Annotated in this window: 19 protein-coding genes and 1 tRNA gene; 11 read left to right on the top strand and 9 right to left on the bottom strand. The window is 67.7% G+C overall.

Translation table 11 applies throughout. The features are described 5' to 3' along the window. Window positions 1-2: 2 nt before the first annotated feature. Window positions 3-797: a CHAT domain-containing protein gene (locus Q0D75_RS05945; RefSeq protein WP_291050415.1), complete on the bottom strand. Its 795-nt coding sequence runs from the start codon at window positions 795-797 to the stop codon at window positions 3-5. A 112-nt stretch (window positions 798-909) separates the two neighbouring features. Between Q0D75_RS05945 and Q0D75_RS05940 the strand changes: the two genes are divergently transcribed. Next, window positions 910-2,259, top strand: coding sequence for an IS256 family transposase (locus tag Q0D75_RS05940; RefSeq protein ID WP_291050500.1), 1,350 nt, complete (start codon window positions 910-912; stop codon window positions 2,257-2,259). 41 nt (window positions 2,260-2,300) lie between these two features. Here the strand turns inward: Q0D75_RS05940 and Q0D75_RS05935 are convergent, their stop codons facing one another. Continuing rightward, on the bottom strand, window positions 2,301-2,534 hold the full coding sequence (locus Q0D75_RS05935; protein ID WP_291050413.1) for a hypothetical protein: 234 nt from the start codon (window positions 2,532-2,534) through the stop codon (window positions 2,301-2,303). 115 nt (window positions 2,535-2,649) lie between these two features. On the opposite strand from Q0D75_RS05935, the gene Q0D75_RS05930 reads away from it, so the two are divergent. The 8 genes from Q0D75_RS05930 (at window position 2,650) to Q0D75_RS05895 (ending at window position 9,812) form a co-directional block, all read left to right on the top strand. After that, window positions 2,650-3,441 carry a hypothetical protein gene (locus tag Q0D75_RS05930; protein WP_159906760.1) on the top strand — a complete coding sequence of 264 codons (792 nt, stop codon included), beginning with the start codon at window positions 2,650-2,652 and terminating at the stop codon, window positions 3,439-3,441. Continuing rightward, window positions 3,438-4,919, top strand: coding sequence for an ATP-binding protein (locus Q0D75_RS05925; RefSeq protein WP_159906758.1), 1,482 nt, complete (start codon window positions 3,438-3,440; stop codon window positions 4,917-4,919). Before Q0D75_RS05930 ends, Q0D75_RS05925 begins: the two co-directional genes overlap by 4 nt. After that, window positions 4,919-5,479 (top strand): hypothetical protein, encoded by a 561-nt coding sequence (locus Q0D75_RS05920; protein WP_159910173.1) that lies wholly within the window; start codon window positions 4,919-4,921, stop codon window positions 5,477-5,479. Before Q0D75_RS05925 ends, Q0D75_RS05920 begins: the two co-directional genes overlap by 1 nt. After that, the gene (locus Q0D75_RS05915; RefSeq protein ID WP_159906756.1) at window positions 5,476-7,263 is read left to right on the top strand and encodes a type IV secretory system conjugative DNA transfer family protein; all 1,788 of its coding nucleotides are present in this window, start codon (window positions 5,476-5,478) and stop codon (window positions 7,261-7,263) included. The genes Q0D75_RS05920 and Q0D75_RS05915 overlap by 4 nt, the downstream gene beginning before the upstream one ends. Before the next feature lie 88 nt (window positions 7,264-7,351). After that, a complete protein-coding gene (locus Q0D75_RS05910; RefSeq protein WP_159906754.1) occupies window positions 7,352-7,828 on the top strand; it encodes a single-stranded DNA-binding protein in 477 nt (158 codons plus the stop codon). A gap of 11 nt (window positions 7,829-7,839) precedes the next feature. Further along, the gene (locus Q0D75_RS05905) at window positions 7,840-8,433 is read left to right on the top strand and encodes a hypothetical protein (protein WP_159906752.1); all 594 of its coding nucleotides are present in this window, start codon (window positions 7,840-7,842) and stop codon (window positions 8,431-8,433) included. After that, window positions 8,411-8,629, top strand: coding sequence for a helix-turn-helix domain-containing protein (locus tag Q0D75_RS05900; protein WP_159906750.1), 219 nt, complete (start codon window positions 8,411-8,413; stop codon window positions 8,627-8,629). Before Q0D75_RS05905 ends, Q0D75_RS05900 begins: the two co-directional genes overlap by 23 nt. Further along, window positions 8,622-9,812: a tyrosine-type recombinase/integrase gene (locus Q0D75_RS05895; RefSeq protein WP_167305280.1), complete on the top strand. Its 1,191-nt coding sequence runs from the start codon at window positions 8,622-8,624 to the stop codon at window positions 9,810-9,812. Before Q0D75_RS05900 ends, Q0D75_RS05895 begins: the two co-directional genes overlap by 8 nt. 234 nt (window positions 9,813-10,046) lie before the next feature. Here the strand turns inward: Q0D75_RS05895 and Q0D75_RS05890 are convergent. Continuing rightward, window positions 10,047-10,120, bottom strand: a tRNA-Pro gene (locus Q0D75_RS05890). 490 nt (window positions 10,121-10,610) lie between these two features. Here Q0D75_RS05890 and Q0D75_RS05885 point away from each other — a divergent pair. Together Q0D75_RS05885 and Q0D75_RS05880 are read left to right on the top strand one after the other, a co-directional pair. Continuing rightward, window positions 10,611-11,174, top strand: a complete 564-nt coding sequence (locus Q0D75_RS05885) for a TetR/AcrR family transcriptional regulator (RefSeq protein ID WP_291050400.1) — start codon at window positions 10,611-10,613, stop codon at window positions 11,172-11,174. Window positions 11,175-11,268: 94 nt separating this feature from the next. Beyond that, window positions 11,269-12,225 (top strand): ROK family protein, encoded by a 957-nt coding sequence (locus Q0D75_RS05880; RefSeq protein WP_291050398.1) that lies wholly within the window; start codon window positions 11,269-11,271, stop codon window positions 12,223-12,225. An 82-nt stretch (window positions 12,226-12,307) separates the two neighbouring features. On the opposite strand, the gene der is transcribed toward Q0D75_RS05880, so the two are convergent. Genes der through Q0D75_RS05850 form a run of 6 tightly spaced genes read right to left on the bottom strand, consistent with a single transcriptional unit; the run spans window position 12,308 to window position 18,012 of the window. Next, window positions 12,308-13,876, bottom strand: a complete 1,569-nt coding sequence (der, locus tag Q0D75_RS05875; RefSeq protein ID WP_291050396.1) for a ribosome biogenesis GTPase Der — start codon at window positions 13,874-13,876, stop codon at window positions 12,308-12,310. Then, window positions 13,866-14,591, bottom strand: coding sequence for a (d)CMP kinase (cmk, locus tag Q0D75_RS05870; RefSeq protein WP_291050394.1), 726 nt, complete (start codon window positions 14,589-14,591; stop codon window positions 13,866-13,868). The genes der and cmk overlap by 11 nt, the downstream gene beginning before the upstream one ends. After that, the gene (locus Q0D75_RS05865; protein ID WP_291050392.1) at window positions 14,588-15,682 is read right to left on the bottom strand and encodes a prephenate dehydrogenase; all 1,095 of its coding nucleotides are present in this window, start codon (window positions 15,680-15,682) and stop codon (window positions 14,588-14,590) included. The genes cmk and Q0D75_RS05865 overlap by 4 nt, the downstream gene beginning before the upstream one ends. Beyond that, complete coding sequence (locus Q0D75_RS05860) at window positions 15,679-16,530, bottom strand: pseudouridine synthase (protein ID WP_291050390.1); 852 nt, start codon at window positions 16,528-16,530, stop codon at window positions 15,679-15,681. The genes Q0D75_RS05865 and Q0D75_RS05860 overlap by 4 nt, the downstream gene beginning before the upstream one ends. Further along, window positions 16,530-17,174: an SMC-Scp complex subunit ScpB gene (locus tag Q0D75_RS05855; RefSeq protein ID WP_291050388.1), complete on the bottom strand. Its 645-nt coding sequence runs from the start codon at window positions 17,172-17,174 to the stop codon at window positions 16,530-16,532. Before Q0D75_RS05855 ends, Q0D75_RS05860 begins: the two co-directional genes overlap by 1 nt. Beyond that, window positions 17,164-18,012, bottom strand: coding sequence for a ScpA family protein (locus Q0D75_RS05850; protein ID WP_291050386.1), 849 nt, complete (start codon window positions 18,010-18,012; stop codon window positions 17,164-17,166). The genes Q0D75_RS05855 and Q0D75_RS05850 overlap by 11 nt, the downstream gene beginning before the upstream one ends. Window position 18,013: the final 1 nt, after the last annotated feature.

Here is an 18,013-nt window from a genome sequence, read left to right as displayed (position 1 = left end):
GCTCAGGCGGGGTCGGTGGGCCTGACGAGGATGGTTGTTGTCGGGTCGACATCGGCTGCCCACGCCAGCGTGGGCAGATCGGCACTGTCCAGTCCGTCGAGTTCGAGACGGACCTGTCCGGCCAGGTGGGCTGAGTTGACCGACTGCCCATTGGCGATAGCGGCGTAGAACTGGGCCGCGTAGTTGATCGCGTCGGCATCGTCGATGCTGTCGGCCATGCCGATCGCGAACGGCACGACCTGGTCCACCAGGTCATCGATCTGGGCTGCGGACTTGCAGGAGTTCAACAGCACCAGCAGCGGCGGCTCATCGGTGGCGCGGATGGCGTTGGCAAACGCGCGGGCCGTGACGATCACGCCGGTGTGCGGCGCGTCCCGCTCGTCCTCGAACACGATGAGGTCCTCGTTGCTATGGCCTGAGAAGTGCACCACGTGGGGGCGGAACTTGGTAATTCCGTCGAGGAGGTCATGGGTGGTCGCCGCCGGACGGACGTCGAGTTCGATCTGATCGCGGTGCAAAGCGGATTCGACGGCCGCCCGGATGCGTTTCTGTTCCCTTCCCACTCGGAGGTCTCCTTCCGAGGATGCCCCGAGAATCAGTACCCGAAGTTTTTCCGGTTTTGGGGAAGGAAGCTGGCGAAGAACCTGGTCGACGGCTGATTCGGTTCCACTGATTCGTGACTCCAGTGTTGCCCGATCGGCGGCAGTCCGCCGGTCCGCCTGCTGCTGTTCGCGTTTACGGCGGCGCTCCGCGGCATCTGCCTCAGACTGCTCGGCTCGCGTCAGCTTGGTCAGCAATGCTGACTCTTCTTTCGAGTACCCGGCGGCCTTCGACTGCAACCGGCCGGGTCCTGTCAGATGGTTTGTGTAAGGGGTGTCATCTCCTTACGTAAGGACGACACTGATGACCATGATGGATAGGGACGCTCGTGAGGAGCGTCGACGAGTGCAGGCCGAGGGTGCTCGACGGCTTACGGAGTCGGGTGTTCTCGATGACCTTTTCGACAAGATCGATGCTGGTGAAGTGGAGCTCGGGGGCTCTGATGGGCTGATCCAGCAGTTGATCAAGACCGGGCTCGAGCGCGGTCTGCAGGCTGAGCTCAGTGACCATCTGGGCTATGAGAAGGGCGATGCCGAAGCGGTGTTACATCCGAATTCACGCAACGGCTCGTATGCCAAGACGGTGGCTTCGCAGGCTGGGGACATCGAGTTGGCGGTCCCTCGAGACCGCGACGGGTCGTTCACCCCGCGGCTGGTGCCGGTTGGATCACGGCGCCTCGGCGGCTTGGACGACATGATCGTCTCGCTCTATGCCGGCGGGATGACGCTGCGCGACATCGAGCATCACCTCGTGACGACGATCGGCACCGAGATCAGTTACGAGACGATCTCCAAGATCGTCGATGAGATCTCCGAGGAGGTCCTCACCTGGCAGCGCCGCCCGCTGGAGGCGTTCTATCCGGTGATCTACCTCGACGCGATCGTGGTCAAGATCCGCGACGGCGGCCACGTCCGCAACAAGGCGGCACACATCGCTGTCGGCGTCGACATGGACGGCGTCAAGCACGTGCTGGGGATCTGGATCCAGGCCACCGAGGGCGCGAAGTTCTGGGCCAGTGTCTGCGCTGAACTCGCCAACCGCGGCATCAAAGACGTGCTGATCGTGTGCTGCGACGGACTGACCGGCTTCCCCGAAGCGATCGAAGCCACCTGGCCCGACTCGCTGGTCCAAACCTGCGTGGTCCACCTCATCCGCACCTCGATGCGGTTCGTGAACTGGGGCCAACGCAAGGCCGTCGCCGCAGCGTTGAAGCCGATCTACCAAGCCGCTGACGCCGAAGCGGCGAAGGCTGCGCTGGAGGCATTCGCCGCCTCGCCGTTGGGCACGACGAACCCACACACCGTTGCGGCGTTCGAGAACGCCTGGGAGCGGTTCACCCCGTTCCTAGGGTTCCCGCCAGCGGTCCGCCGGGTCATCTACACGACCAACAGCATCGAGTCGCTGAACTACCAGCTGCGCAAGGTCACCAAGAACCGTGGGCACTTCCCCAACGACGCCGCCGTGGTGAAACTGCTCTGGCTCGCGATCTGCAACATCGAGGACAAACGCGCCCGCGAGCGAGCCAGAGAACGCGGCAAGCCAGCCTCAGAGCGCAAGGCCCCACCGAAACTGATCGAAGGCCAGATCACCACGAACTGGAAGCAGGCCCTGGCCCAACTCGCCATCGCCTTCCCCGACCGAATCAACCCATACCTCTGATGACCGAGACGACACCCGCTTACACAAACAACTTGACAGGCTCACCGGCCGGCTTCCTTACCGGCGGTTTCGGCTTCCTGGTCCTTGCGATCAGCTTCGCGAAGCTTGCTCTTCGCAGTCGTCTCGCTCTTGGTCTTCGAAGCGGACTGTCGGGCCTTGGCAGCCTCGGCACGTTTCTTGGACTCCTTCGTCCGATACTCACCGGCCTTCTTCTCGGCCTCGATCCGCTGCTTGCGTTTCCGTTCAAGCTGACCCCGGTACTGACTCGCGCTCATCTGACTCCCCCTCGCTCCATTGCGTCCACTCGTAGCCACGCTACGCCCGACCACGGACACCCTTGGCTCATCACCGCGCACCTGCTTGACACGCCACATGCCAAGGAGACTCGCAATGCCGACATTCAACGATCCACTCGCAGATGCCGCCGATGCATCAGAAGCGCTGCGCGGCCTCGCCCACGCCAGCCGGACCTTCGACAACCCCGCCGACACGTACGCCGTTTTCGGTGATGTGATCTCCGGAGTGCGGTCGCTGCGACAGGTCCTCGATCAGCTCGCGGACGCTCATCTGACCCACCGCGAACGCGCCCACGACGACTCCGGCAATCACGCTGCCGGAGCAGAAAGTGCCCTGACCTCTGCGGATGAGCTGCACCAGGCGGGCACTCTGCTGGATCAGGTGCACGACCGGCTCGATGCAGCGTTCGGTCACTCGGGAAAGATCGCCTGGCACCCCGAACCCGCCCTCGAAGGAGCGCCGCTGAGCGAGCCCGCCGCGCGGCGGTGGGTCTCTGTCGTGTTCCTCCAAGGCGAAGACGCCGATGGGGTGCTCGACCTGATCGACCGGGACGGCACGGACGCGGCGATCGAACACCTGAAGAGATTCGACTACGGCGACGAGACCACCTCAGCCGCGATGGAGAACGGGTACGTCTACGAGGAGCCCCCGGCGGGGCCGCTGGACCGTGTGGTTGCCGATGGGGACTACATCCTCACTTCGAACGGAGCGATGGGGCACGTAAGCCTGCTACGCGCGCTCCCGGTTCCGCCTGATCCGCCGCTGGCTGGATCGAGTGCAACGCACCGTCGCGAGGCGACGCGGACGTCGCCGGTGGCGGATCGGGACTGGTTCGCCGGTCCTGCCGGCGGGACCGCCTCTGTTGGGCGGGAGCTGTCGCTGTGAACGAACGCGAGCAATTGCACACCTCCGTACTCGTCGCGCCAGCCTCCGAGCGCCGCCGGCTCCGTAAGCAGCGCCGGCAGGCCGCCGCCCACCTCCAGGCTGAACAGCGCCGTACCGAGATCGCCGAAGTGAAGGCGAAAGCGGAGGCCGAGCGCGCCGAACGACGAGCCACCGCCTACCTGCCTGCCGCGGGTGAGCCCGGCCCGGCAGCGCTGCGCTCCCCTGGCAGGTTCCGTCTGCCTCGGCATCAGGACACCTCTGCGACGTTGGCGGGGGCGTATCCGTTCGTCGCGGAAGGTGGGCTCGGCGCCGACGGGGTGTTCGTCGGGCAAGACCTCTACTCGGGAGGGTCGTTTGTGTACGACCCCTGGGTGCTCTACGCCCGAGGCATCATTACCGCACCGAACGTGGTGCTCGCGGGGATCGTCGGTTCTGGCAAGTCCAGCCTCGCGAAGTCGCTCTACACGCGGAGCATTCCGTTCGGCCGCCGGGTGTACGTTCCGGGCGATCCGAAGGGCGAGCACACCGCGGTCGCGGAGGCCGTCGGTGGTCGGGCGATCGTCCTGGGCCACGGACTCAACACCCGCCTGAACCCGCTCGACGAGGGCCACCGGCCCTCCGGTCTGTCCAATGAGCAATGGGCGATCACCGTTGCGTCCCGCCGCCGCGACTTGATTGGGTCACTGGCTGAGACGGTCCTGGCTCGCGGGTTGACGCCGTTGGAGCACACCGCGATCGACCTGGCACTCACGCAGACGGTGCGGGAGAACACCGTGCCGATCCTGCCCATGGTCGTTGACCGCATCCTCCGCCCTACTGCCGATGTCGACGACCGGTTGGCAGATGACGGACGGCTCGCCGGCCACGCCCTGCGCCGCCTGGTCGCCGGTGACCTCGCCGGCTTGTTCGATGGCCCGTCCACAGTGACATTCGACCCGTCCCTTCCGATGATCAGCCTGGACCTGTCCCGTGTCACCGAGAACAGCACCCTGATCTCCGTGCTGATGACGTGCTCTTCGGCGTGGATGGAATCCGCCTTGTTGGACCCCAACGGCGGGCAACGCTGGGTCATCTACGACGAGGCGTGGCGGCTCATGTCCCATCCGGCACTGTTGCGCAGGATGGACGCGCACTGGCGGCTGGCTAGGCATTACGGAATCGCGAACATGCTGATCTTCCACAAGCTGAGCGACCTCGACAACGTCGGCGATGCCGGCTCCGCGATGCGGTCCTTGGCGAACTCGCTGCTAGCGAATGCCGAGACCAGGATCGTCTACCGGCAGGAATCCGACCAGCTCGGCCCCACGGCACAGGCCCTCGGGCTCACTGGCACCGAGCAGAAGCTTCTCCCCTCGTTAGGTGTCGGGCAAGGACTGTGGCGGATCAAGGACCGGGCCTTCGTGACCCAACACCAACTGCATCCCGCCGAGCTGGAGTTGTTCGACACCAGCTCCAGGCTCACGCAGGGGGTGAAGTGATGCACCGCAAGCCCCTCCGCCGTTCGACCTGGCAGGAACCCGAGCAGACCCCGATCGCGCTTCCGCGCGCGGTCGTCACCGTCACTGACGATGGCGAACTGGACGTCACTGTCGACGGAACCGCATTCCCGCCGCCGACCGACGGGCAGGCGTGGACGCGAAGCAGTTTCGGAACCCTGCTGGATGCCATCAGCGAAGCCCGGGCGACCGCAGTACGCATCGAAGTCCGTGAGACCGACGGGAGCGTGTTCACCGACATCATCCGCACCCGCCGGCGCATCACGCCAGGACCGGCAGCACCCGAGTCGGGGAAACAAGGCGGCAAGCACGCCACGAGGACGCGAACGCCCGAGCTGATCGAGGTGACAGCGGACGGGTACGTGCCGGGCGAGGACGTTGCCGTCGCCGTCATCGCTTCCCACACCGATGCCGCCTGGACCGGCCGCGCCCGCACCCTTCTCGACAAGACTCACCTCGACCCCGTCCTACGCGACGGCACCGGCGAGGTTGTGCTCCTCGGGCGAATCTCCGGCACCGTTCACGTTCGGCGGCTGCCATGAACCCATCCCAGCAACGTCAGGGTGGGTCGGTGGGCGATGAGCTGACCAACGCCGCACTCATCGGGTTGGTGGGGATCTTCGGCGTCGCGCTCATTCTGCGTGCCGCCGGAAGCGTGGCAGCGTTCCTCTCCGGCACGCCGCAACCCGCATCGGGGCTAGCATCCGGATTGGCGGTGCTCGCCAATCCGGGCGACCCGGCCACTGCGCTGGGCGCCCACAGCCTCAGTCCGATCGTGTACTGGGGTACGACCGTAATCCTGCTCGCGAGCCTCGCCACCGCAGGGACCTGGGTGTGGGTCCGGTTTCGACGGCATACCCGAAAGGTCGACGCCGACCCGCGGCGTCTGATCGGCACCGCCACCGCCCACGACGTCACCAAGGCTGCCTCAGCCAAGGCGCTTCTCCGCCGGGCATCTACGCTCCGCCCCTCCCTCGACAGACCCGCCCCTGGCGATGTGGGCTACCGGATCGGCACGTCCAAGGGGCGAGATGTTTGGGCCAGCGTCGAGGACTCAATCCTGCTCATCGGGCCACCCCGCTCTGGCAAAGGCCTCCACCTCGTCATCAATGCCATCCTCGATGCGCCGGGCGCTGTCGTCACCACCAGTACACGCCCAGACAACCTCACCGCCACTCTCCGCGCGCGGGAACGTGACGGACGCCCGATAGCCGTGTTCGACCCCCAGCACCTCGCCGAAGGCATCCCAGCAGGCATGCGTTGGTCACCGATCCGCGGCTGCGACGACCCGCTAACCGCGATGATCCGCGCCACCGGCCTCGCCGCCGCCACCGGACTCTCGTCCGGCGGAGTCGAATCTGGCGGATTCTGGGAAGGCAAAACCCGCACCGCCCTCCAAGCGCTCCTCCACGCCGCAGCCCTCGACCAGCGGCCACCATCAGAACTGTTCCGGTGGACCCTCGACCCCACGGCTGCCGCCGAAGCCGTCGCGATCCTCACGAACAGTGCTCAAGCGGCGACAGGCTGGGCGGACTCCCTCGGGGCGATGATCGACTCCGACCCCAAGACCCGCGATTCGATCTGGCAGGGCGTCGCCCTCGCCCTCGGCGCCCTCGCTGACCCCCGCGTCCTCGACGCCGTCTCACCCGGACCCGGCGAAGGCTTCGACCCCGAGACGTTCATCCGAGAACGCGGCACCCTCTATCTCCTCGCTACCGGCGCCGGAGCCGGCGCATCCGCCGCACTCGTGGCAGCGCTCGTTGAAGACCTCATCGAGACCGCTCGCCGCATCGCCGCGCGGTCACCCGGCGCACGCCTCGACCCACCCTTGCTGCTCGCACTCGATGAGATCGGCAACCTCGCCCCGTTACCGTCCCTGCCCACGCTAATGGCGGAGGGCGGCGGCACTGGCATCACCACTATGCCTGTCCTTCAGTCACTGGCCCAAGCTCGGGACAAATGGTCGGACAACGCCGCCGGTGCGATCTGGGACGCGTCCATCGTGAAGATCATCCTTGGCGGCGCCTCCAACTCTCGTGACCTCCAAGACCTCTCCACGCTCATCGGCGAACGCGACGAATACACCGACAGCGTGACCCTCGGCGACCACGGCAGCCGCTCGAACCAGCGCTCCATCCGCCGAGTGCCGATCCTTCCGCCGGACCGCATACGCACCTTGCCGTTCGGCACCGGCGTCACCCTGCTCCGCTCCGCGCCACCAATCATCACCGACTTGCGGGCCTGGACCTCGCGCCCTGATAGCGCCCAACTCAAAGAGGAGCGGGCCGGCATCGAGGCGCGGCTACGACGCCCAGCCGGCTCCTGACGAAAGCGCGCCTGGGCGTTGCTGTGCACCTGCCTTATACGAGCGACCTCGCACCGGCGGTCGCCACGAACACCAGGAGGAGAGCCCGATGGCTATCCGTACTCAGCAGTCCATCTCGGGCTTCATCGCGTCCGATCCGCAGCTCAACTACACGTCCAAGGGTGAGGCGAGGTTCTACGCACGGATCGGGCAGGAACACTTCCGCCGAGAAGCCGATGGGACATTCACCCGGCTAGAGCCGACGTTCCACGATCTCGTCGCGTTCCGTGCCACCGCCGAGCGAGCCCATGAACGATTCGCCAAGGGCGACAGCTTCGTCGCCGAGGGATACGTCCACCCCTACACGAGCGAGCGCGACGGGCAGAGCACCGACGTTGAAGAGTTCGTCGCCAAGAAGATCGGTCACGACCTCGCCCGCACCACCTACGAAGTCGACCGCACACGACGTGCCCCGACCGCCGTCGAACAAGTCGCTCCTAACCGCGAGCCCGCCGACCGGTCCGCAACTGAACACGCAAACGCTCGACGAACATCCCCGGACAACGCGCCCGCGATCGGGCTGTGAGGAATACAGCCATGGAGGACATCAACGAGGCTCCCGAGTTCGACGAACCAGAGCCGCGCCAACTCAATGAGGACGACTACGACAAGCATCGCCTGGTAGACACCGGCCTGATCGCCGAGCCGCCGCATCCGGTGAACTGGAATCTGCTCACCGCCGACGAAGCCGGCGCCGAATGGATCGAACTCGACCAATGGGTGCACTGGCTCCGTCGCACGTACGGCCTTCCAGCTTCGGTGATCCCACCGTTCTGGTACCGACACCCTGAACTGCTGTGGGAACTGTCGGCTCTGCACCTGCATTGGCTGTGCGCCTACGACCCCGACCAGAACGGGTCTGCGCCTCTCGGGTGGCATCGCGACTTCGCTGACACTCGGCAACGGCTCCGCGATTGGGTTGCCGCTTCTGGGACCCGCCTGGATCGTGATCGCCCCACTCGGCAGACCACCTGGCCCGGCGAGGAACCCGGACCCGCGATCGATGATGTCGTGCTCGCAGACCGCTCGGCAGACTTCGAAGCGTTCGTGACCGCCGACGTCGCAAAACGGCAGGCGGCTGAGGATGAGTTCTACGCGAGTCTCGACGATGAACGTCCAACCGAGGATTGACGACGGCATCGGCAACGTCGAAACGCTGTGGTGTGCCAGGGACGTCGCCGAGTTCTTGAACGTCTCCCAGGCAACGCTCTCGCGTTGGCGCAGGGCGAAGGTCGGGCCGCCGTTTCTCCAGGTCGGCGGCATCTCCCGCTACAACCCGTCATCGGTGCGCGCGTGGGTCAAAGCGAACGAGCAGGCTCATGGCTGATCCACGCAACCGCCGCATGCCGCCGGTTGGAGTGAAACTCACCACCGACGTCGAGCGCCGCGTCGATGGATATCGGGCTCGCGTGCGCTGGACCGATCCCTCAACTCATAAACGAGTCGGCCGTGTCAGCCATGTAAGAACTGCGGAGGAGGTTGAGGAGTTCTTCGAGCAGATGCGGGCGGCGACCGAAACCGGCACCGACACCACCGTGACGCTGGCCGACTATGCGGCCTCGATCGGCGAGAGGTGGCAGCGGGGCCTCGACCCCACCTCCACCGCCGAGCTGTACGACACCGGGCTCCGGCTTCGCGTACTGCCAGCGCTCGGGCACATCCGGGTCGCGAAGATCACCGCCGGAATGATCGACCGCACCATCGACACCTGGGAGACGGAGCACTCCGCCTCGACCATCAAGAACTCCATCGCCCCACTCGTCCGGGTCCTAGACGAAGCCGTCCGCGACGACCTCATCTCCATCAACCCCGCCAAGCACCGCGCCCGCCGGAACCTCGGCAAAAACGTCACCCAGACCACCGGAGCGCTCCGACAGTACGCGCTCCCAGACCTCCAGACGTTGCAGAAGCTCGCGGCAGCCTGCGGGGAAGTGCACCAGTCCTACTCCGATCACGTCATGCTCGCCGCCCTCCTGGCAGCCCGCGGTTCCGAAGTCGCAGGACTGCGGGCAGGTGACGTGGACTGGGAAAACCGCATCGTTTGGATCAGACGCCAGCACTACCCCGGCAGAGGCGGTCTCGTCATCAAACAGACCAAAGGTCGCCGAGACCGCCCCGTCCCGATGCTCGACGCCCTCGAACCGATTCTCGGGCGTCTCACCGCAGACAAGAAGCCCGACGACCCGCTCCTGCGGGGGCCACGCGGCGGAGTCCTCACCACAGCCACCGTCCGCGACGCAACCCACTGGGACGACCTCGTGGCAAAGCTCGGCTTCGACAACCTCACCCGCCACGGGCTCCGCCACACCGGAGCAACCTGGATGGCCGACGCCGGCATCGCCCTCCACGTGCTCCAAGAGATCCTTGGACACCAGTCGATCGAGACCACCAAGGGCTACCTGCACCCCGACCACCGGCACCTCGCCGAAGCCGCCAGACAGGCCAACCAGTTCCTCTCCGCAGCACCCACGAGAAGGGACCCAATCCGCCGCGACGGACCCCACCTATGACCACCGCTGAACAGCCGCTCCGACCCTTCCAGAACGGGCCGGAGCATCGGCCTGCCCGGATTCTGGTCCACCTCATGGGCACCTATTGGTGCACCCCACGGGCGACGAGCTCGAAAGGGATTGGTCCACTTAGTCAGCGGAAGGCTCGAGCAGATCGAGCAAGTGGACCAGCCAGTGACCACATCCAGAAACGACGAAGCCCTGGTGAAAGTTACCTCTCACCAGGGCTTTTTGTCGGGATGACAGGATTTGAACCTGCGACCCCTTGACCCCCAGTCAAGTGCGCTACCAAGCTGCGCCACATCCCGTTGTTTAGTTTTCGAGCCATATTGCCGCTCCAACTCACCTGACCCCCAGTCAAGTGCGCTACCAAGCTGCGCCACAGCCCGTGGCTTGCCATCCCGAACCGGCGAACCGCTCAAGACAACTTGTCCATGATAGCGCCTTCCGGGAGTGCTCGCTGACACGCCTGCTGCGAGTCACGGAGCGATAACGGATTGCTCCGGATGCCCCGGGACGGCGAAAGCGACTAAATGCGCATGCATAGAATCAGTCTCGAGGCGCGCTGCGGGGAAGACCCGGACGGCCCCCGCAGCGCCCTCTCCCACCTCGCGGGAAAAAGTTTAGGACAGACAGTCCCAAACTAGGCGAATCCCGAGTTTCGGCATTGCATAATTAGGCATGCCCCAGTCACCTGCCTTACCCGCACCTACCCGACGACAGGGCGCGTCCGTCAACCTGGCCGAACCCCGAGCGGCCCGAACCCACGAAGCACTGACGACCGCCTTGTTCGATCTGTTGAACGATCGCGATCTCACCGAGATCAGCATCTCCGAGCTGTGCCGCACCGCCGGTGTGCACCGCACCACCTTCTACGGCCACTACGCCGACATCTTCGCCTTCGCGGCGGATTCGTTCGCGCGCATGCTCGACGATCTCGTGGAGGTGTCCGATCAGCCCGATGATTTCGCACAGCCCGAGCCGTCCCTGCCCTCCCCCGAAGAGATCGTGCAGGCCTACGCCGACTCCATCCAGCAGGCCCTCGCGCACATCAGCGACAACCGCGCGTCGTACCGGATGATGTTCGGCACGCGAGTCGACGCCGGCTTCCGCCGCGAGCTGTTTGAACGCTCCCTGTCCCGGGCCTCCGTCGCCGTCACCGTCTGGCAGAGCCAGGGCTACGCCGCCGGGGTCGATCCCCGAATCGCGGCCGCCTGGATCGCCGGTGGCGTCGTCGGAGTGCTCGAGCAGTGGACGGCCGGCGACGACACCGACGCCGAGGCCCGCATCGCCGATGTGATGGCCAGCTGGCCCGCGTGGGGTTCGCTCGACGCCCCGCGCGCACCCGCCCCCGCCGCCTGAGACCGAGGCCGAACGCCCCCACGCATCCCGTGGGGGCCTTCGGCATGCCCTGCGGATGCCCGCACCCCGGCCGCCACGATGCAAGACTGGGTCCGTGGCCCAGAATGACTCCGACCTCACCGCGTCCCACGATCTCGTTCTCGCGGTCGACGTCGGAGGCACCAAGGTCGAAGCGGCTCTCATCGATCACGAGGGGCGGATGCTCGACGGGTCCCGTCACCGTCGGCCCACCGGGGCGGCCAACGACCGGGAGACGGTCGCGCGCTGCGTCGGCGAGGCGATCGAGGCCGCAATGGCCGCCGCGCCCGAGGGCACCCGCGTCCGGGGCGCCGGTGTCGGCAGTGCCGGCCCGATCCACCTCGACCGCGGCACCGTCTCGCCCCTGAACCTCCCGGCCTGGCACGAGTACCCGCTGGCCGATCTCGTGCGGCGCACCTCCGGGCTCGACGAGGTCGTGCTGCGTCTGGACGGCCTCTGCATCCTGCTCGCCGAGCACTGGCTCGGCTCGCTCCGCGGGTACCGCACGGCGATGGGCATGGTGATCTCCACCGGCATCGGCGGCGGCCTGCTGATCGACGGCCGCCTGGCCGGGGGACGTTCGGGCAACGCCGGGCACGTCGGGCAGATCCAGCTGCACACCCGCGAAGGGGAGGGCAGAGACCTGTCTCTCACGTTGGAGGGCATCGCCGCGGGTCCGAGCATCGTCGCCTGGGCACAGGGCCGGGGCTGGCCGGGTGCGACCGGCGAAGACCTCGCCCGCGACTACGCGTCCGGCGATCCGCTCGCCCGCCGGGCCGTGGAACGCTGCGCCCGCGCGGTCGGCGAAGGGATCGCCTCCGTCTGCGCGCTCGTCGACCTCGAGGCGGTCGCGATCGGCGGCGGCTTCTCGCGGGTCACCCCCGACCTCTTCGACCTCATCCGCGCCACGATCGCCGAGGTCGCGCCCCTGGACACCATCCCCGGCGTGCAGGTCTTCCCCTCAGCACTCGCCGACGAGGCCCCCCTCATCGGCGCCGCGGGCCTCCTCCACCGCGCCGACCTCCTCCCCTGACCCAGGCCACATCGAGAAGTCGCAAATGGCCGCTACTCCGAAGGAATAGCGGCCATGTGCGACGTCTCGACAGACGCCCGGGCTAGCGCTTGCGCTTCTCGCGCACGCGCATGTTCACCACGATGGGCGAACCCTCGAAGCCGTAGATCTCGCGTAGGCGCCGCTGCACGTAGCGACGGTAGCCCGGGTCGAGGAACCCGGTCGTGAACAGCACGAAGGTCGGCGGGCGCGATGCGGCCTGCGTTCCGAACAGGATGCGCGGCTGCTTGCCACCGCGCACGGGGTGCGGATGCGCTGCCGTGAGCTCGGCCAGGAACGCGTTGAACTTGCCGGTCGGGATGCGGGTGTCCCACGACTCGAGCGCGAGCTCGAGCGCCGGAACCAGCTTCTCCAGGTGCCGACCGGTGCGCGCCGAGATGTTCACGCGCGGAGCCCAGGTGACGTGCGCCAGATCCTGTTCGATCTCGCGCTCGAGGTAGCGGCGGCGGTCGTCGTCGAGCAGGTCCCACTTGTTGAAGGCCAGCACGAGAGCGCGCCCGGATTCGAGCACGAGGTCGATGATGCGCAGATCCTGAACCGAGATCGGCTCGGTCACATCCAGCACCACCACGGCCACTTCGGCCTTCTCGAGCGCGGCCGAGGTGCGCAGCGACGCGTAGAAGTCGGCGCCCTGCTGCAGGTGCACGCGCTTGCGGATGCCGGCGGTGTCGACGAAGGTCCACACCTTGCCGCCGAGCTCGATCTGCTCGTCGACCGGGTCGCGGGTGGTGCCCGCGAGCTCGTTCACGACGACCCGCTCTTCGCCGGCGGCCTTGTTCAGCAGCGAGCTCTTGCCCACGTTCGGCCGGCCCAGGATGGCGACGCGCCGAGGCCCGCCCACCTCCTGCTTGGCGACGTTGGAGACCTCGGGCATGTCCTTCATGATGAGGTCGAGAAGGTCGGCCACACCGCGGCCGTGCAGGGCCGAGACGGGGTACGGCTCGCCGAGTCCGAGCGACCAGAGAGCCGATGCCGCGGGCTCCTGCCGCACGTCGTCGACCTTGTTCGCCGCGAGGAACACGGGCCGGTTCGCTCGGCGCAGCAGCTTCACGACGTGCTCGTCGGTAGCCGTGGCGCCCACGTTGGAGTCGACCACGAACAGCACCACGTCGGCGAGGTCGATGGCCACCTCGGCCTGAGCGGCCACGGCGGCGTTGATGCCGGAGGCGTCCGGCTCCCAGCCGCCGGTGTCCACCAGCGTGAAGCGGCGCCCGGCCCACTCGGCCTTGTAGGCCACGCGGTCGCGGGTCACGCCCGGCTTGTCCTCCACCACGGCCTCGCGACGGCCCAGGATGCGGTTGACGAGCGCGGACTTGCCCACGTTCGGCCGGCCCACGATCGCGAGCACCGGCAGGGCGGGCATGTAGAACACGCCGTCGGGGTACTCCTCGGCGAGCTCGAGCAGGTCGAGGTCTCCGTCGTCGAGCTCGTAGTCGGCGAGGCCGGAGCGCAGCGTCTCCGCGCGCTGCTCGGCCAGGTCTTCGTCGACGTTCGCGAGACGGTCCGCGAGGTCGTCGGCGGGCGCGTCGAACTCTTCTTCCGGCTCGCCTCCGCCCGCCCGCTGCGAATTGGGGATGTTCGGGGAATCAGGGGTGTTCTGGCTATCGGCCATGCGAGGTCCTCGCTGTTTGTACGACGTCCACCACCGCGGCAACGGTCTGGTCGAAGTCGAGCTCCGTGGAATCGACGGTGGTGACACCGTCTGCGGCGTTCATGAAGTCGACCACCCGGGAATCCGCCTTGTCACGAGAGCGAAGCGCCTCGCCGACTTCGGCTGCCGATTCGCTGGTCAGTTCCTTCGAACGCCTGCCCATTCTAGCCTCTTCCGAGGCGGTGAGCAGGATGCGCACCGGAGCATCCGGGGCGACCACGGTCGTGATGTCCCGGCCCTCGGCCACGATGCCCTCGAACGGGGTCGTCAGCATGAGCATCCGGAACCGTGCGTTCAGCCATTCGCGCACCTCGGGGATACGCGCGACCAGGCTCACCACGGCCGTGACGCGCGGCTCGCGGATGGCGGTGGTGACGTCGGTCTCGCCCACCCCCACGTAGCCGTCGTCGGGGTCGGTGCCGATCACGAGGTCGAAGTCGTCGACGGCGCCGAGCACGGCGGCCGCGTCGGCCGGGTCGATGCCGCGGTCCAGCAGATCCCAGGAGAGCGCGCGGTAGGAGGCGCCCGTATCGAGGTAGCCGAAGCCGAGCTCACGGGCGACGGCCCGCGACACGCTCGACTTGCCGCTGCCGGCCGGGCCGTCCACGGCCACCACGATCGGGCCGATGGTGCGGGAGGCCCCGGCGGTCGATCCTGCGTCTTTCGATGCCGTCATCCGGCGATCCTCCATCCCCGGGCCTGCAGGGCCGCGGTCAGTCGTTCGGCCGCCTCGGGCAGCACGGCGATCTCGGCCAGGCCGATCTGGGCGCCCGGAGAGTGCTCCAGGCGCAGGTCTTCGAGGTTCACGCCCTCCTCGCCGATCTCGGCGAACAGCCGCGCCAGCTCGCCCGGGGCGTCGTCCACCATCACGACGAACTGCGTGTAGCGCTTGTCCTGACCGTGCTTGCCGGGCAGTCGTGCCACGCCGGCGTTGCCGCCGACGAGCATCTCGGCGAGGCTGCGCCGCCACGACGAATCCGAGGTGGCACTCTCGTCCAGCGCCGCGATCACGGCGTCGAGGTCGTCGCGCACCCCGCGCAGAACAGCGGCGGTCGGGGCCGCATTGGCGCCGAGGATCTGCACCCAGAGCGCCGGGTCGCTCGCCGCCACCCGGGTCACGTCGCGCACGCCGCCTCCGGCCAGTCCCACGGCCGCTTCCGAGGCATCCGTCAGCCGGCGTGCCATCAGCGTCGAGATCACCTGCGGTGCGTGCGACACCAGGGCCACGCTCGAGTCGTGCTCCGCGGCGGTCATCTCCACCAGCACGGCGCCGAGGTCGAGGATCAGGTCGTCGACGGCCGAGGCGGTCTGGTACGAGATGTCCGGATGCCCGGCCACCACCCAGGGGCGCCCCAGAAACAGGTCGGCGCGGCCCGACATGGGCCCGCCCTTCTCCCGTCCGGCGAGCGGATGCGATCCCACGTAGCGCGACAGATCGCCACCCGCCGCGCGCACGGCGTCGAGGATCGGCTGCTTCACGCTCGCCACATCCGTCACCACGGCGCGCGGGTAGGCCGAGAGCTCGCGCACGATCACCGAGGCGGTCACGTCCGGCGGCACGCACACCACCACGATCTGCGGTTCGTCGGCGTCGCCCGCGTGTCGCCCGGCGCCGTAGTCCACGGCGATGCTCACGTTGGTCGGTGACGAATCCGAGAGGATGACGTCGACCCCGCGCGCCCGCAGCCCCAGCGCGATGCTGGTGCCGAGCAGTCCCACGCCCACGATCCGCACGGGGCCGGTCAGACGGCTCTCCACCACACTCACTCCTCGGGATCGGCGACCGCGGAATCGGCGCCGGCGGTCTCGTCCCCGGCCCGGCCCTCCCCCTTCGCGTCGCGCGAGAGGGTCAGCAGCTGGCCGAGTTCCACCTTAGTCAACTCGCGCATCCCGCCCGCCTTGAGCGTGCCGAGGTTCAGCGGCCCGAACGAGCGGCGCACCAGGTCGACCACCGGATGCCCCACGGCGTCCAGCATCCGGCGCACGATGCGGTTGCGCCCCGAGTGCAGGGTCACCTCCACGATCGAGTGCTCGCTCTCCACGTCGAGCAGTCGCGCCTTGTCGGCGGCGATCGGCCCGTCTTCGAGATCGACGCCCTTGCTCAAGGTGGCGAGGGTCTGCGGGGTCACCCGCCCCTCGACCTTCGCGATGTAGGTCTTCAGCACGCCGAACGACGGATGCGCGAGCACGTGTGCGAGGTCGCCGTCGTTGGTGAGGATGAGCAGCCCGCTGGTCTCGGCATCCAGCCGGCCCACGTTGAACAGCCGCTCCTCGAACTGCTTCGTGTAGCGCTGCAGGTCGGGCCGGCCGTGCTGGTCGGCGAGCGAGCTCACGATGCCGACGGGCTTGTTGAGCATCACGTAGCGCTTCGTCGGGTCCAGCTGCACGGCGCCGCCGTCAACGGAGACGAGGTCGTTCTCGGGGTCGATGCGGCGGCCGAGCTCGGTCACGATCTCGCCGTTCACCGACACCCGGCCGGCCTCGATCAGCTGCTCGGAGACGCGGCGCGAGGCCACCCCGGCCGCGGCCATCACCTTCTGCAGGCGCACACCATCGGGCAGGGCCGTCTCGGCGGGGGCGTTGTCGTCCCACGGGGGAATCTCGAAGGGGGTCATCAGGTCAGTCCGATCTCATCGAATCCCTCGCTGCCGTCGTCCAGCAGCGGAGAGATCTTGGGTAGTTCGTCGAGCGAGTTGATACCGAGTTGCAGAAGCAGCAGCTCGGTCGTGCCGTACAGGATGGCGCCGGTCTCGGCCTGCGTGGAGACCTCGGTGATCAGGCCCCGGCTGAGCAGCGTGCGCACCACGGAGTCGACGTTGACGGCACGGATGCTCGCCACGGCCCCCCGGCTGATCGGCTGCTTGTAGGCGATCACCGAGAGCGTCTCGAGGGCGGCCTGCGAGAGCTTGGAGGGGTTCTGGGTGAGCACGAAGTCGCGCACCAGCTGGTCCCACTCGCCTCGCACGTAGAGCCGCCATCCGCCGGCCACCTCGCGCAGCTCGAAGCCGCGCCGCACGCTGCCCGGCGCGATCCCGTCGTAGTCCTCGACCAGGCGCTCGATGCCCTGACGCACCACGGGCACGGGCCGCGACAGCGCGGTGGCGAGCGACACGAGGCTCTGCGGTTCGTCGGCCACCATGAAGATCGCTTCCAGCGCCCGGTCGACGTCGATCGCCGCCGGAGCGTGCACCTCGGGCTCGATCCCGTCGAGCTGATCCGTCACATCCGGCTGTTCCGTCACATCCGCCTCAGTTGTCATAATCAGCTCCCAGGTTGGCGAGGTCGTCTTCGCTCCAGTTCTCGGCGGTCCAGCTCAGCGTCAGCTCCCCGAGCGGCTCGAGCTGCTCGAACGAGATCGCGGCGCGCCGATACAGCTCGAGCACGGCGAGAAAACGCGCGATCACCACGCCCTTCTCGTCGATGCCGGCGATCAGGTGCCGGAACGACACGATCGTCCCTGCCGCCCCCGCCGAGCGAAGCAGCGTCACCACGTGCGCGGCCTGCTCCCGGATGCTGACCAGCGGGGCGTGCAGATGCTCCAGCCCCACCGTGGGAACCTCGCGCGGCGCCAGCGCGAATGCGGCGAGCGCCGCGAAGTCGTCGGCCGTCAGCGTCCACACGAGCTCCGGCGTGTGCTGCCGGTACTTCTCCTCGAGCCGCACCGAGCGAGGCCGCCGCGTCGACTCCGCGTCGAAGTGCTCGGCGAGCCACGACGACACGATCTTGAACGCCCGATACTGCAGCAGCCGCGCGAACAGCAGGTCGCGCGCCTCGAGCAGCGCCACGTCTTCGGCGTCGACGAGCTCACCCTGCGGCAGCAGCCCCACGATCTTGAGGTCGAGCAGCGTCGCCGCCACCACCAGGAATTCGGATGCCCGGTCCAGCTCCTCGGCCGAGTCCAGGCCCTTGAGGTACGAGATGAACTCGTCCGTCACCCGGCTGAGCGAGATGTCGGTGATGTCGAGCTCGTGCTTCGTGATCAGCGAGAGCAGCAGGTCGAAGGGGCCCTCGAAGTTGTCCAGGCTCAGCGAAAAGCCCGGCGCCGCCTCCCCCGGAGGCTCCGCCACCACGGCGGCGAGGCCCGGCCCCGCCGTCATC

Source organism: Herbiconiux sp., from assembly GCF_023264855.1.
In the GTDB taxonomy this organism is placed as follows: Bacteria; Actinomycetota; Actinomycetes; order Actinomycetales; family Microbacteriaceae; genus Herbiconiux.
Note: the sequence above shows the minus strand (reverse complement) of the source record. Positions and strands in the feature narration are given on the sequence as shown.